Consider the following 13,923-nt stretch of genomic DNA (forward strand, 5'->3'; position numbering starts at 1 on the left):
GCCGACGCGCGCAGCTCGGGCTGCCGGTGGCCGCCGCGGCCGGCGACGTGACCCGGCAAAGCCTTCTGGCGGTGGTGGTGCTGGGGGCCATTTATCTGCTCAATGATTACCGCGGCGTACCTACGCCGGTACTGATCCTCACCGCGCTGATGCTGGCGGGGATATTTATGGCTACCCGCACCGCTTTTGGCCGCCGGATTTATGCCATTGGCGGCAATATCGACGCCGCGCGCCTGTCGGGGGTCAACGTCGAACGCACCAAGCTGGCGGTGTTCGCCATCAATGGCCTGATGGTGGCGATTGCCGGGTTGATCCTCAGTTCGCGGCTGGGCGCCGGCTCGCCGTCGGCGGGCAATATCGCCGAGCTGGATGCCATCGCCGCCTGCGTGATTGGCGGCACCAGCCTGGCCGGCGGCATCGGCAGCGTAGCCGGCGCGGTGATGGGGGCGTTTATCATGGCGTCGCTGGATAACGGCATGAGCATGCTGGACGTGCCGACCTTCTGGCAGTACATCGTCAAGGGCGCGATCCTGCTGCTGGCGGTGTGGATGGACTCCGCCACCAAGCGCCGGGCATAAGAATATATCCTTCATACTTGAAGTTGCATCTGTGTTGGCTGCACTTACTCACCCGAATCACTTACTTTAGTAAGCTCATCGGAATGAGTTCCTTTGCCGCCTTGATACAACTCCAATTATTTTGGATATAGCGCTTGAGCTCACAGTTATGAGGTAATGCTTTCTGCTCTCGAAGATAGCTATGCTATCCCAGAGAGCAGTTTATTTATCGGGGATGCCGCATGTTCGCGAAGCGCTTTCGCATTACGTTACTGTTCAACGCCAATAAGGTGTATGACCGCCAGGTGGTCGAGGGCGTCGGCGAGTATTTACAGGCTTCACAGTGTGACTGGGACATCTTTATCGAAGAGGATTTTCGTTGCCGTATCGACAACATCAAGGACTGGCTGGGCGATGGGGTGATCGCCGATTACGACGATCGCGAGATTGAGCGGTTGCTGCATAACGTCAATGTGCCGATCGTCGGCGTTGGCGGCTCCTATCACCGTGAAGAGGATTACCCGCCGGTGCACTATATCGCCACCGATAATCAGGCGCTGGTGGAGGCGGCGTTTATGCACCTGAAGGAGAAGGGGGTCAATCGCTTTGCCTTTTACGGCCTGCCGGCGGAAGGCGGCAAACGCTGGGCGCAGGAGCGCGAACAGGCTTTCCGCCAACGGGTGGCGGCGGAGCAATATCAGGGTGTGGTGTATCAGGGTATGGCCACCGCGCCGGAGAACTGGCAGTACGCGCAGAACCGGCTGGCGGATTGGGTGCAGACCCTGCCGCAACAGACCGGCATCATCGCCGTGACCGACGCGCGGGCGCGCCATTTGCTGCAGGTGTGCGAGCACCTGGATATCGCGGTGCCGGAGAAACTCTGCGTGATCGGTATCGATAACGAAGAGCTGACGCGCTACCTGTCGCGGGTGGCGCTGTCGTCGGTGGCGCAGGGCACTCGCCAGATGGGTTATCGCGCCGCCAAGCTGCTGCATCAGTTGCTGGACCGCCGCGAACTGCCGCTGCAACGCATCCTGGTGCCGCCGGTGAAGGTGATCGAACGCCGCTCCACCGATTTCCGCTCGCTGCGCGATCCGGCGGTGATTCAGGCCATGCATTACATCCGTCATCACGCCTGCAAGGGCATCAAGGTGGAGCAGGTGCTGGATGCGGTCGGCATGTCGCGCTCCAACCTGGAAAAACGCTTTCGGGACGAGACCGGCGCAACCATCCACCATATGATCCATCAGGAAAAGCTGGAGCGCGCCCGTAATCTGCTGACGGCGACCTCGCTGACCATCAACGAGATCTCGCAGATGTGCGGCTACCCGTCGTTGCAATACTTCTATTCGGTGTTCAAAAAAGGCTATGACGCAACGCCCAAAGAATACCGCGAACGCCACGGTGAAACCGGGTATTAAGAGGTGTAGCCATAATGGCTACAAATGTAGTTAATCAGGCTACATCGCTCTTCTCACACCAACCCGCAGAACGCCCTTAGCCGCTCGGCCAGTGCTGGGGTGGCGGCGGGTGCGCTGTCGCGGTAGTAAAGCGCCAGCTCGAAGCTGCCGACCGGCGGTAACCCTTCGGCGATGCCCAGCACCCGGTGGCTCGGTAACCGGCAGCCGGCCGGCAACAGGGTGACGCCCAACCCGGCGGCGGAGGCGGCGGTGAGTGCCGCCAGGCTGGCGCTGCTGTAGCCGATGCGCCAGCGTTTGCCGAGGTTATCCAACGCCTGACACAGCTCTTCGCGGTACAGGCCATTGAGCGGGAACACTGCCAGCGGCACCGGGGATTGCTCGATCGCCGGGAAGGCTAGGCTGTCGAGCCACAGCAGCGGTTCCGGCCTGGCGGCGCGCGGCGGCTGGCTGCGGCGCTGCTTGACCAGGATCAGATCCAGCTCTTCACGGGCGTAGGCGCTGTGCAGATCGGCGCTCAGGCCGCTGGCGACGTCGAGGCGCAGGTGCGGGTGCGCACGGCTGAATTCCGCCAGCAGCTCGGTGGTCGGTGCCGCGAAATCCTCCGGCATCCCCAGCCGCAATACCCCGTCGCGCCAGATGCCGGTCAGCGCGTCGTGCGCCTCTTCATTCAGCGCGATAATCCGCCGCGCATAGCTCAATAGCTTGACGCCCTCTTCGGTCAGCAATACCTGATGGGATGAACGTTCAAACAGCGGCTTGCCGAGCATCTCCTCCAGCCGCCTTACCTGCTGGCTGACGGTCGATTGCGACAGGAACACCCGATCCGCGGCGCGGGTGAAGCTGCCGCTGTCGCAGACCGCGACAAAGCTGAGCAATAACTGCGGATTGAACATCGGGTAACGATTCATTTTCCCACTGCCGGCTATTTCATTATTTAATTTCCCAATACTAGCGGCGATGCCTACAGTAACGCAACGCTGTGGCGCACAGGCTGTGACGCTGCACTCTTCATCCCGCAAGACCAGGATTATGCCGTGTTGAATCATTCCGTTTCCCCTGCTACCCCGCGCCGCGGGCTTAACCCGCTGCTGTGGGTGCTGGTGCTGATTGGCCTGAATATGCGGCCCTTGTTGACCTCGATTGGCCCGCTGCTGCCGACGCTGCGGCAGGCCACCGGGCTGAGCTTTGGCGGCGCTGCGCTGCTGACCACCCTGCCGGTGCTGATGATGGGGCTGATGGCGCTGGGGGGTGGGGCGATCAACCGCCTGTTCAGCGAACGGACCAGCGTGGTGCTGAGCCTGCTGGCGATCGGCCTCGGTGCCGCCTGGCGCGAACTGGCACCGGGCAGCGCGCAACTGATGCTGAGCGCGGTGCTGGGCGGCCTGGGGATTGGGGTGATCCAGGCGGTGATGCCCGGGATTATCAAGCATCACTTTCTCAAGCGGATGGCGTTGGTGGCCGGGCTGTGGTCGGCGGCGCTGATGGGTGGCGGCGGACTGGGAGCGGCGATAACGCCGTGGCTGATGAGCGCCGGGCATGACTGGCACAGCGCGTTGGCTTGGTGGGCTGCACCGGCGCTGATGGCGTTGCTCGCCTGGTGGCCGGTCAGCCGTGGGTTGGCTCGCCTTGCGCCATCCGGCGCTTCCGCCGGCCCGAACCTGCTGTTCAGCTGCCGCGCCTGGCTGTTGGGCGCTTATTTTGGTTTGATCAACGGCGGTTATACCAGTCTGATCGCCTGGCTGCCGCCGTATTATATGCAGCTTGGCTGGCAGCCGCAGGCCAGCGGAACGCTGCTGGCGCTGATGACCTTCGGCCAGGTGATTGGCGCGCTGTTGCTGCCGGCGGTGGCGCGGGCGCAGGATCGTCGGCCGCTGTTATGGTTGGCGCTGGTGATGCAACTGATCGGTTTTATCGGCCTGATTTACCTGCCGCAGACGCTGCCGTGGCTGTGGGTACTGATCGCCGGCCTGGGGCTGGGTGGGGCCTTCCCGCTGTGCCTGGTGCTGGCGCTCGATCATATCCTGCACCCGGCGGCGGCGGGGCGGTTAGTGGCGTTTATGCAGGGCATCGGTTTTTTGCTGGCGGGGGTGACGCCATATCTTTCCGGCCTGCTGCGCGACTACAGCGGCAGCTTTGTGCTGGACTGGCAAATCCATGCGCTGCTGGTTGTGGCGTTAATCGCCATCACCGGGCGTTTTCATCCGCGCAGCTACCGGCAGGCATTCCGCGAATAATATTTCTGTCATTGCGGCTCCCTATAGTGACGTTGCTTTTACCTCGGGGCGATAACAACAATTAGGGAACCATGACATGCACATCACCAAAACCCGTTTGGCGCTGTTAGCCGGCTGTATGGCATTAAGCAGCAACCTGTGGGCCGACGCGCAGCCGGCGCAGGCGATCCTGGCCGGGCATGCGCTGCTGCCGGTTAAATCCAGCATCTCCGCGCCACAGGATGCGCCGACCGATTTACGGCAAAGCGGCAAATACACCAGCGGTAAACGTGTCACCGAATTGGGCAGCGTGGCGGGTAAATCTGCCGATCGCATGACCGGCATCGGCCTGCCGATCAACGGCCAGCCGCTGCAGGGCCATTCCGGCATCAAGCACATGCCTGACGGCACCTACTGGGTGCTGACTGACAACGGCTTTGGCAGCAAGGCCAACTCGCCGGACGCCATGCTGTATCTTAATCACTACAAAATCGACTTCAGCACCGGCACGGTCACGCCGCTGAAGACGGTATTCCTGCACGATCCGGATCAGAAGGTGCCCTTCCATATCATCAATGAAAGCACCGAAAAACGTTACCTGACCGGCAGTGATTTCGACCCGGAGAGCTTCCAGTTCGCCGACAATGCGCTGTGGATCGGCGACGAGTTCGGTCCTTACCTGATCAAGGCCGATCTGGACGGCAAGGTGCTGGCGGTGTTCGACACCAAGGTGGACGGCAAGGTGGTGAAATCGCCGGACAACCCGACGCTGACCCTGCCGGGCGCACCGGACGGCAAACAGAACTTCCAGGTGGCGCGTTCCAAAGGCTTTGAAGGCATGGCGGCATCGCCGGACGGCAGAAAACTCTACCCGCTGCTGGAAGGCGCACTGTGGGACGGCGAGAAGTTTGAAAACGTCGACGGCAAACGCTACTTGCGGGTGCTGGAGTTTGACGTGAAACAGCAGGCCTGGACCGGTCGTAGTTGGCAATACGTACTGGAAGACAACCAGAACGCCATCGGCGATTTCAATATGATCGACGCCACGCACGGCCTGGTGATTGAGCGCGACAATGGCGAAGGCACGCCGGACAAAGCCTGCGCTGCGGGTGCGCCGACCGACAATTGCTTCAGCCAGGTAGCGAAGTTCAAACGGGTGTATAAAATCGCCTTCTCGGACGCCAACGTCGGCAAACCGGTGGAAAAGCTGGCGTATATCGATCTGCTGAACATTCAGGACCCGAACAAGCTGGCGCGCAAGCCGTTGAACGACGGCGTGCTGACCTTCCCGTTCTTCACTATCGAGAATGTCGATGTGGTAGACGGTAGCCATATTATCGTCGGCAACGACAATAACTTCCCGTTCTCTTCCAGCCGCCAGCCGAATGTGGCGGACGACAACGAATTTATCCTGCTGGACGTGAAAGATCTGCTGAAGCCTTAACCCCGCCGGCCTCCGGTATCGCTGCCGGGGGCCACCGCTATTTCCCTCTTAGCGCCAGGGATAAACTGCGCTATAATCAGCCTCTTGCTTCTGACTCCCGAAGGAAGATCCTCGTCCCCGGTGGGGCGGCCGGACTTCAAATCCGGTTGGGGCCGCCAGCGGTCCTGGGCAGGTTCGACTCCTGTGATCTTCCGCCAATGCTTGTCCCTCCTTATCAACATCAACACTGACGGTAGTAAATGTTGGCGTTTTCGCTATCGCTCGTGATTTCAATACCATGTGACATACTATGCTCAGAATAAAAGCGGCCAATTTGTAACTTTCACCTGGCAATGACATCAACTTAAAATCAATTGCGGCAGCTTCCCAGCCACAATCCAGTAGCCTGATAATTGATATCACCAACTTAGAGTTATGATGAGCAGGATGTGAATCAAAGTACGGTATTAACTAATGAGCACAACGATGTTATTGAAGTAGCTACAAAATATGTCCAGGCTTTACGCAGCGGTAACGTTGATGTGTTGGCTGATATTTTGAATAAGAATTTTTTGCGTACGGAACTGTTAATAGTGAGATTATGTAACCTCATGATTTATTTAATTAAGAACTATGGGGGGGCTGAAATTATTTTTAATATTGACGTTCTTGATATTACACTAACCACAGTATTTGTGCGAATGATTATGGAGAAGGATGCTGTTGGGGCTGACTGCAACGACTATCTCTCGTTTATTAAACTTGATAAAATTTTGGTTGTAATTGAAAATATTTTTCATCAATTAGATAAGGTTTTTTCGTTAACTAATCAATTTATTTATAAAATAATTTATGAGAATTATATTATTCGCAGAAATTTTAGTATATAAATAAGCATCAAGCCCAACCCTCTAGCTTCAGCAATATCATATTATTTAGGTTTGCTGATGTATTTCTCTGAATGCCAGTTTTACCCGGTGAAAAATGAAACCGTAAATTTCATTTTGAGAGCTTACGTAAAATATGTATATAAAAAGTTCTTAGCGTTGGATATTTCCTGTTTTCCAAGCTGAACCCTTTATGGATACCTATGTAATCAATGCCCCCAGGCGTTTTTCCTTGGTTAGAAAAATCATAAAAAACAAAATAATTCAATATGATAACTGGATTTTCATGATCGTGTTTTAGTACAACTGAACCTCGCGAATTAAGCGCTGCGTTGATGATTTAAACTACCAATTTTATCTGGTGCCAACCCAAAAACAGGTGAATGCAGCTTTTCCGGTTTACCTAGACTAATGCGGCAGGACTGTCGTTTTAAACAACAGCGTACAACAGAAAGTGTCGTCGAACACTCCTGCTCAGACGGATTGAAAGTAACTAAAATAATCCCACTTTGATTTTTATATACTAAGTTTTATGCTTACATGCAGTCCCTTACTATAAATTTATTTTATTTTTTAATAAATGCAATCACAATAATTTGCATTCAACGAAAATGATCACTATATTAAAGTATGGCAGAGTTTTCTTATAGAATGGACTTTATAATCTCTGTTTAAATAATGTTGTGTGGTCGTTAGTTTTGAAGGGGAATGTATGGAGTACATAATAAACAATTATGTAAGTTTTAACTCATCGGATGGCACGTTGTTTTGCCAAGATGACAGTATTGACATGATCACACTTAACCGAGTGAGCAATGAACTTTTATTGTTGTTTATCCAAAATGTTGGCGTTCCGATAAGCCGAGATAAGTTATTAAATGAGCTGTGGGAAAAAAAAGGCCTGAGCGCATCTAATAATAACCTCAATAACTATGTCTCTATGCTGAGAAAGGCACTGGCACAATGCGGTTGCCCTGGTGTTATTTCGACAATTCCAAAGCATGGTTTTTTATTTGAAGCAGATATTATATATATCGCTCCTTCTGCGACCTCCCCTGCCGTTACTGAAGATAATCAATCCCTCACCCCGCCATTAGGTCATGGAGATAAGGGGATTGGGATCGATTTTTTTTCATCCAAAAAAATTAAGATAGCGACCTTTTTTTTAGTTTTACTCACTGCCGGCGTTACCGCCTATATACACGAAAATCTGAGACTCAACTCGGTAAGGAGTGAGATTTTTCGTTACCAGCAATGCCGATTTTATCTTATTGATGACATGACCCGCCGACTTGATAGAAGTAAGGTGATTAACAGAATTAATGCCATTGTTAAGGATGAGAAAATAAACTGCGCCATTAAAGCTAATGTTTATTTTTCAGCAGACAAAAAAAGGAATACGTCAGGTAATTATGCCTATTTCGATATTCTCGGTCACTGTGCTTATAAAAGCAAGGCACCTTGTGAAAATTACATTTACTCCAGAGTTGAAGGTGTATATGAAAATAAAAACTAAAATTTTAGTATTTTTTCTCGCTGTAACAGCCTGTGTCATTTTTTGGAAAAACATGCACAAAGATAAAGGCTTTAATTGCTGGGCACGTTTACACACTTTAGGTAATGTGGAAAATTGCAAGGGAAAGAGTGTGTATGATATTTTTTTATCTCTGCACTCCGGAGGGGAAGGCTATATTCTTGTCTCTGGAGAATGGTCATGCAAGAACTCATCACCGAAGACTGTCGATGGCATAATGAATTTCAGTTATATTAAAAATGGCGATTACTATTCTATCCATATGAAGGAACGAAATCCGCAACTTGAAACCATATTTCGTGTTTTAACATACCGCGATATAAAGTTAAAAGTGACTGCGCTTAATTCTTCGGACTTTGTCCTGACGCTCCCTAATGAAACATTGATGCTATGCACTGAAGATTAATATTTTGAGTTTGGATAGAGTGGAATATTGTAATTGCCACCCATATAAAATGGGCAATGTCCTACACCGCGAGTGTTTTTCGCACTGCCTGTTTCGGCAGATTTTCTTGGTCACGGTCAACGTCACAGGCAGAGATCATCCGTCAGTGCCCAAGCTATTCTGGCTCCAGGTGACAGGATAAAAATGAACGCTGCTATGCCAATGCAGCCAAGGTTTACGACGGTTGTAAACCTTTTCCGATGAGTTACATTTGTCTGAAATATAAACCTATAAAAAACTATAAGGCAGAATATTAATCTATGAATGGTGTTGTATTAATTATATAAAACCAAATCGTGTTTTTAAGTGGTAACCTCTCTCATGCTTTGGCGCTGGATGCATGGCTTGCGGATATTCCGAGTAAGTGAATGTGCCCAGACAACTTGCAACTATCCTGGGTATCCATCCTTGGATTATTGAAACGTTCTAAACGAGAGGGGGTTCTATGCCAAATCATATTTTTTTTGAAAATGATGCGTTACTTATGAAATCTCGGGTGCTACATCTCAAGGGCCAGAATATCGTGGTTGCTCTGAGTAAAAATCAGGCCCTGCTGATATACTGTCTAATGAATAAAATAAATGAAAAGGCGTTGCTGATTGAATATATATGGCCCAAGCAGAACCATGACTTGATGGAGGCTCGTTATAATCAACTTATTTTCAAAACGCGGCGCGCTCTAAATGATAATGGATTTCCGTCGGATTTTATTCTGACCCTCAAGGGTTTCGGCCTCTGCCTGAACAGTGATTTCTTTGACATGAAAGAAAAAAACTTTGACCGTGATGTTTATGTGCGAACACAACCCTTTATTTTATAGGTTTTGGAGGGTTTGTATTAATTGTAATTAAATGTAGTTACATGTGTGCTTTTTCTTATGTTGTGTGAGCTTGCGCAAGTTAGGTTTTTATTGTTTCCATCTGACCAATGTTTACACCCAATTATGTGATGTTTCACTTGTAGGCTGAGTCTTTATTTTTATCCCGGTAGTGCTTGCGGTCTGTATTGTCGATGTGATGATCTGTACTTGATGTTGTCGCGATGTTTAGAAAAAATATAATGGCCTGGTCGAAGCTATTTTCTAGCCCGTAGATATTATAATAAATCACGTCAGGCAAACTCTTTGCATGCATTGCCGTTGCGTGACGCGTTGATCAAATAAGGATGTGTTTTTAGTTCTGTGATATTTTTTTCCCACGCTTCTGTTGCAAAGGAATCCCCCTGCCAGCGATAGTGCTACTGACGGGGTACGTGCCGATTTTTATCGGAACGATTTATTTCGGGGCATGGCTATTGTCAATACGTAGCGTATAGACCATGGTGGCATTGGGCGGCACCTTAGGCGGATAGCCGGTGTCCCCATAGGCCAGCGCTGGCGGAACCACCAGGGTCAGTGAACCGTGGTTGCGCAGGTAACTTATCGCCTCCTGGAATAGCGGTGGAAACGCTGAAAGCGGTTGTGACAAGACCTTTCCATTAAGATCCATGTCCTGAATGACGGTGTTGTCGGTCAAGGTTTCTTTCACCACCACGTCAATGACTGCATCCTTTGCAAGTTCACTGTCGCCGGCATAATCGACTCGATACCAGAACCCCATTGGAGAAAGGGTTGCACCTTTCATTTTTTTAAACTTAGCGAGATAGTCGTCATCGCGAATCGCTTGTGCATGAAGTCGTTTATCACGCGCCGCACTGGCGGTGGCATCGGTTTTTACCATTAATTGGGCCAGTTGCTCCTGCGGCAGCTGCAAGTGCCCCGATACGCTGTCGATAACGCCGGCCAGCAAGGCATCCCGCTCCACGGGGACTCCCCATTCTTGGCGCTCAACTATCATTGCCTGAATATCCTGACCCAGCGTTGAACCCGCGGCGTAGGATAGACGGGTTTTCTCCTGCGCCAGTTGCTCTGGTGTCATATTCCATGAAGTCCGTTTACGCAACGCGGCCAATTCCGTTTGTGCCTGGTTTGTTACCTCCTTCTGCTTGGCCAATTTCTGTTCATTGTCCAGTAGCGTTGCGCGCAAGGCCTGTAACGTATTTTCAGTCTCCTGCTGCAGTTTTTCACGTTCACCTTCGGCCTTTTGCGCTGCAACGTTGAGACTCTTGATCTGTTCGTTGGCCTGGGCTGCCGCTTTTTGTGCCCGATCTGTCTGTAGTACCGCCTCGCGAAGCAGGGCGGTAGTTCGTTGTGCATCGGGTGATCCACGCCAGGCCTTTCCCAGACTGACGACCCATTGTTTCAACGGTTGCAGGTCAGGCAATTTGGGGGGGATAACAGCGGGAAGTAAGATTTTTTCTGCCCGTAACGCGCTAACTTCCTTACGAAGTGTTTCCAGTTCGATGTATTGCCGTGCAAGTTGCTGTTTACTGGCTAGCAGCGATTGATGTTGCGTACTGGGTTTACCCTGCGGGGTTACGGCGCTCTGTTTCTCCGGCCTGCGGGTGGGCTGTGTCGGATTTTTCGTCGATACGGCGACACCTGACGTGGGCGCTTTTTCTGTGGTTGCCGGTTTTTCAAGCACCTGTTGTTGATATTGTTCGGCAAACTGTAATAAGGCAGGCACACCGTCATCCGCCGAGACGCTGCCGGTTATCATAAGGGCTGCTAATGCAGTGTAACCTTGGGTGAACAGCCATTTTCGTTGACTCATTTCACCGGTTCCTCTTTAACCTGCTCCGCTCGCTCAGCCAGGCCGGTCAACACGGCTTGGCTGAGACTGGCACACAGGTAGTTGATCTTGTAACGATATAGAGCATCCACCGTTTCCTGGGTATTGTTGTTCACTTGGACGCGCAGACTCGCATACTGTGAGGCACCGTTCATCAGGTTGTCGAAGGCCTGTTTGTACTGCTGATGCTGTTTTGGATTAATTTTAATCAACGCGCCTAATTGCTCTTGGCACAGAGTTAATCGCTCTATCTCACGGTGTTTGAGCTGGGCATCTTCGGTGATGTTTTGTTCTGTGGCGGCAGGGTCCTTGGTGGTTGGCTTGCCTGATTTTTGCGTTTGGCAGGCTACAGAGCCGAGGACAATGAGGTACACGATGCCCATACGAATTGTGTGATTGACCGATTTGTTCATTCTTGGTGCGCATCCTGCTGAGTAGGTTTTTTCTTTATTTATCATGCTGAGATCTCTCGTTTCCGAGGCGTGGCTTGATTGGCGTTACTCTTCCGAGGAGGGGGCAGCGTTTGGGCCTCGATGAGGCTTTGCGGCAGACCATTCTGGTTGCACAGCCAGAGATACAATTCGTGATTACGAGAGAACCCCAACTTGCGCATGGCGGCACATTTATGGGAGCTCACCGTTTTGGAGTGCACTCCGAGTTGCCTGGCTATACGGTTAGGCTGCAGTCCTTGCGCTATAGCGGTTAAAATTTGACCTTCCCTGAATGTTAGAGATGGATTTCTGCACAGAGCATCATCGGTGGTGCTGTCATTGTGTTTTTTGAATGCCGTCTCAATTAACTGCCGCACGGTGTTTATGCTGTCGCGGCGTTTGATGATGCTGGCCCGGTACAGTGGTGAAACTGCCCGGTATCGGGGGTTATCCTGGATCAGAAGTACATTTCGCCGGGCATTCATCATTGCTGTCGAATAGGCCTTGAAGAAAGTGGAGGGATCATCCGTTACTATTATCAGGTCGGCCAGATAGCGATTCTGATGAGTTAAAAAGGTGACTGTTGTGTCCCTACACAATTCCTCAATTTGTAACAAGGCACTGAGGCCCTGTGCAAAATATTGATTGGGGTCTTGTATAAAGATATTGACGTGGTTTTTTTTCATCGACTTTCCTGGTTATTGTGCGTTGCAGTGCTACCGACTGAAGGGGGGGAGAAACGAATATCGGTCGGGAAAAACAATGCCGCCTCACGGCGATAACGCTCTGCAGTTGCTCGGTGTTTCTGGTGCAGTAATATGGGGATTAGGTTGGCGTAAACGTTCTTGTCGATGCGTTGTTGCAGGTAGGTTTGTGCCCACTGGCTGTAGTCTTCCAGTAGATGTTCATCACGCGTCCGGTTGTAGGTCATCAGGGCACCGACCTGCTCATCAAAGGTAATACGTTCCTGAAGCAGTTGACGAGTCAGAGAGGGCAACGTTTTTAAGGGGGCGACATCTTCCATGCCAAATCTTTCCACTTGCGTGAGAGTCACCGCCCCCTTAAGGGTAAAGCTGGCCAGCACGGTAATGCCCAGCGCCAGAACCGTCAGGGTCCGGTTCAGTATTCTGCTCGAGATGTTCGGCAAGGGGTTTAGGGTTGCCTTTGTTGCGCTGAGGCGGTCCGCCATGGCGAGCATAAGCAGGAAAATGACGAAATGCAGCGTCGAGAGGTAGAACGGAAACTCCAGCAGACTATGGATAGCCATGGGCAGTGCGGCAATACTCAGCGCTGTCGTCACTCCGGCCATGCGATGACCGGCCCTTAGAGCAGAACGGTCCCGTTTTATCGCCTGCCTGACAATGGTCCCTATGCCGATAAGAACCAGCGTCATGCCAGTTAGCCCCATCAGGCCACCCTCAACGGCCCACAGCAATATTTCGTTATGTGGATGGCGAGCAATTTCGGTCACTTGGGTGGGTGAAGCCTGGGAAACGCGAAAGTGCTGAAAATCATACTCGAACCCTCCATACCCCCATCCCTGCCAGGGTCTGTCAGCAATCATGGCTAGCGTATCGCGTAGCATGGTCCAGCGAGACAGGTTGCTGTGAGCGTGGTCGACCAGAGGAATGAGGGATTGCCCCCAGAGCAGCAATGTACCCCCCAGGAAGACACCCACGGTCAGTGCTGCAACGGCACGGACCGTTCGTGGCGAATTGAGACGACCAAAACGAAAAAGGAGCAATACTGCGGCGATGCCACCCAACCAACCAGCCCGAGACTGAATGCAAATCAGAACGGCAGAAAGCATCGCCAGTAGCATGAGCAAGCCGCACTGGCGTGCTTGCTCATTTCCGGCGCGTTTTGAGGCCAGCCCGGGGAGCAGCAGCAATGCAAGGGGCAGGGTAACGCCGGTGGCAATAAAGCTGGCGAGGACGTTCGGCTGAAAGAATGAGCCGTAGACCCGCTTGCCATAGAGAGGGACCCAGGCATTATCAGGCATAAGCCACTGCTGTCCGGCAATAATGGCCTGCACGGCAACCAAAAAGAGTAAGCCATAGAGCGCCGCAAGCACCGTAGATCGGCGCCAGTGTATTTGCAGGCACGAAACAAACCAAAATAGTCCAAGTACGGTACCGCCAACCCGCCAGGCGGCACTCGTAACTCGCATGTCTGTGGTATATGCCAGTGGGAGGGCTAATACCACAACCCCCGCAGTAAAATAGGCCAAGGCGGGCGAGACTAAAATCGCGCGATGATTTGCGGCACGCCGAAACCAAAAACCAAACAACCCCAGGCACAGCCCCAGACATATCAGAATATTGACATAGAAGGCCAATATTA

The 13,923-nt window shown here is 52.0% G+C and carries 13 protein-coding genes and 1 tRNA gene; 9 read left to right on the plus strand and 5 right to left on the minus strand.

The genetic code is table 11. The features are described 5' to 3' along the window. Nucleotides 1-578 (plus strand): ABC transporter permease subunit (locus ACTJJ1_RS22760; protein ID WP_440835437.1); only part of this gene is annotated, 578 nt, incomplete at its 5' end. Between the two features lie 221 nt (nucleotides 579-799). After that, complete coding sequence (gene xylR, locus ACTJJ1_RS22765; protein WP_004950728.1) at nucleotides 800-1,978, plus strand: D-xylose utilization transcriptional activator XylR; 1,179 nt, start codon at nucleotides 800-802, stop codon at nucleotides 1,976-1,978. Between the two features lie 53 nt (nucleotides 1,979-2,031). Here xylR and ACTJJ1_RS22770 read toward each other — a convergent pair whose 3' ends face one another. Then, on the minus strand, nucleotides 2,032-2,886 hold the full coding sequence (locus ACTJJ1_RS22770; protein WP_006322935.1) for a LysR family transcriptional regulator: 855 nt from the start codon (nucleotides 2,884-2,886) through the stop codon (nucleotides 2,032-2,034). A 126-nt stretch (nucleotides 2,887-3,012) separates the two neighbouring features. Here ACTJJ1_RS22770 and ACTJJ1_RS22775 point away from each other — a divergent pair, with 126 nt between their 5' ends. From ACTJJ1_RS22775 to ACTJJ1_RS22805, 7 genes are all read left to right on the plus strand, one after another. Continuing rightward, on the plus strand, nucleotides 3,013-4,212 hold the full coding sequence (locus ACTJJ1_RS22775) for a cyanate transporter (RefSeq protein ID WP_440835440.1): 1,200 nt from the start codon (nucleotides 3,013-3,015) through the stop codon (nucleotides 4,210-4,212). Nucleotides 4,213-4,288: 76 nt separating this feature from the next. Then, on the plus strand, nucleotides 4,289-5,635 hold the full coding sequence (locus ACTJJ1_RS22780) for an esterase-like activity of phytase family protein (RefSeq protein ID WP_440835442.1): 1,347 nt from the start codon (nucleotides 4,289-4,291) through the stop codon (nucleotides 5,633-5,635). 102 nt (nucleotides 5,636-5,737) lie between these two features. Then, nucleotides 5,738-5,832, plus strand: a tRNA-Sec gene (locus ACTJJ1_RS22785). Between the two features lie 231 nt (nucleotides 5,833-6,063). Then, nucleotides 6,064-6,504 carry a hypothetical protein gene (locus tag ACTJJ1_RS22790; protein ID WP_440835444.1) on the plus strand — a complete coding sequence of 147 codons (441 nt, stop codon included), beginning with the start codon at nucleotides 6,064-6,066 and terminating at the stop codon, nucleotides 6,502-6,504. A gap of 709 nt (nucleotides 6,505-7,213) precedes the next feature. Then, complete coding sequence (locus tag ACTJJ1_RS22795; RefSeq protein ID WP_440835446.1) at nucleotides 7,214-8,017, plus strand: winged helix-turn-helix domain-containing protein; 804 nt, start codon at nucleotides 7,214-7,216, stop codon at nucleotides 8,015-8,017. Beyond that, nucleotides 8,001-8,441, plus strand: coding sequence for a hypothetical protein (locus tag ACTJJ1_RS22800; protein ID WP_440835448.1), 441 nt, complete (start codon nucleotides 8,001-8,003; stop codon nucleotides 8,439-8,441). Before ACTJJ1_RS22795 ends, ACTJJ1_RS22800 begins: the two co-directional genes overlap by 17 nt. Before the next feature lie 484 nt (nucleotides 8,442-8,925). Continuing rightward, on the plus strand, nucleotides 8,926-9,300 hold the full coding sequence (locus ACTJJ1_RS22805; RefSeq protein WP_440835450.1) for a winged helix-turn-helix domain-containing protein: 375 nt from the start codon (nucleotides 8,926-8,928) through the stop codon (nucleotides 9,298-9,300). A 454-nt stretch (nucleotides 9,301-9,754) separates the two neighbouring features. On the opposite strand, the gene ACTJJ1_RS22810 is transcribed toward ACTJJ1_RS22805, so the two are convergent. Genes ACTJJ1_RS22810 through ACTJJ1_RS22825 form a run of 4 tightly spaced genes read right to left on the minus strand, consistent with a single transcriptional unit; the run spans nucleotide 9,755 to nucleotide 13,918 of the window. Next, the gene (locus tag ACTJJ1_RS22810; protein ID WP_440835452.1) at nucleotides 9,755-11,131 is read right to left on the minus strand and encodes an FKBP-type peptidyl-prolyl cis-trans isomerase N-terminal domain-containing protein; all 1,377 of its coding nucleotides are present in this window, start codon (nucleotides 11,129-11,131) and stop codon (nucleotides 9,755-9,757) included. Beyond that, nucleotides 11,128-11,607 (minus strand): hypothetical protein, encoded by a 480-nt coding sequence (locus tag ACTJJ1_RS22815; protein ID WP_440835454.1) that lies wholly within the window; start codon nucleotides 11,605-11,607, stop codon nucleotides 11,128-11,130. The genes ACTJJ1_RS22810 and ACTJJ1_RS22815 overlap by 4 nt, the downstream gene beginning before the upstream one ends. Then, the gene (locus ACTJJ1_RS22820) at nucleotides 11,604-12,266 is read right to left on the minus strand and encodes a helix-turn-helix transcriptional regulator (RefSeq protein ID WP_440835455.1); all 663 of its coding nucleotides are present in this window, start codon (nucleotides 12,264-12,266) and stop codon (nucleotides 11,604-11,606) included. Before ACTJJ1_RS22820 ends, ACTJJ1_RS22815 begins: the two co-directional genes overlap by 4 nt. After that, entirely contained in the window at nucleotides 12,263-13,918 is a 1,656-nt protein-coding gene (locus tag ACTJJ1_RS22825; RefSeq protein WP_440835457.1) for a Wzy polymerase domain-containing protein, read from the minus strand. The genes ACTJJ1_RS22820 and ACTJJ1_RS22825 overlap by 4 nt, the downstream gene beginning before the upstream one ends. Nucleotides 13,919-13,923 lie beyond the last annotated feature (5 nt).

Origin of the sequence: Serratia sp. 22264 (genome assembly GCF_052045345.1) — a bacterium.
In the GTDB taxonomy this organism is placed as follows: domain Bacteria; phylum Pseudomonadota; class Gammaproteobacteria; order Enterobacterales; family Enterobacteriaceae; genus Serratia; species Serratia plymuthica.

What these genes read in the sequence shown, in the direction of transcription:
- xylR (WP_004950728.1), top strand. Translation starts at nt 800, where the DNA reads ATGTTCGCGAAGCGCTTTCGCATTACGTTACTGTTCAACGCCAATAAG.
- ACTJJ1_RS22770 (WP_006322935.1), bottom strand. Translation starts at nt 2,886, where the DNA reads ATGAATCGTTACCCGATGTTCAATCCGCAGTTATTGCTCAGCTTTGTC.
- ACTJJ1_RS22780 (WP_440835442.1), top strand. Translation starts at nt 4,289, where the DNA reads ATGCACATCACCAAAACCCGTTTGGCGCTGTTAGCCGGCTGTATGGCA.
- ACTJJ1_RS22795 (WP_440835446.1), top strand. Translation starts at nt 7,214, where the DNA reads ATGGAGTACATAATAAACAATTATGTAAGTTTTAACTCATCGGATGGC.
- ACTJJ1_RS22800 (WP_440835448.1), top strand. Translation starts at nt 8,001, where the DNA reads ATGAAAATAAAAACTAAAATTTTAGTATTTTTTCTCGCTGTAACAGCC.
- ACTJJ1_RS22805 (WP_440835450.1), top strand. Translation starts at nt 8,926, where the DNA reads ATGCCAAATCATATTTTTTTTGAAAATGATGCGTTACTTATGAAATCT.
- ACTJJ1_RS22810 (WP_440835452.1), bottom strand. Translation starts at nt 11,131, where the DNA reads ATGAGTCAACGAAAATGGCTGTTCACCCAAGGTTACACTGCATTAGCA.
- ACTJJ1_RS22815 (WP_440835454.1), bottom strand. Translation starts at nt 11,607, where the DNA reads ATGATAAATAAAGAAAAAACCTACTCAGCAGGATGCGCACCAAGAATG.
- ACTJJ1_RS22820 (WP_440835455.1), bottom strand. Translation starts at nt 12,266, where the DNA reads ATGAAAAAAAACCACGTCAATATCTTTATACAAGACCCCAATCAATAT.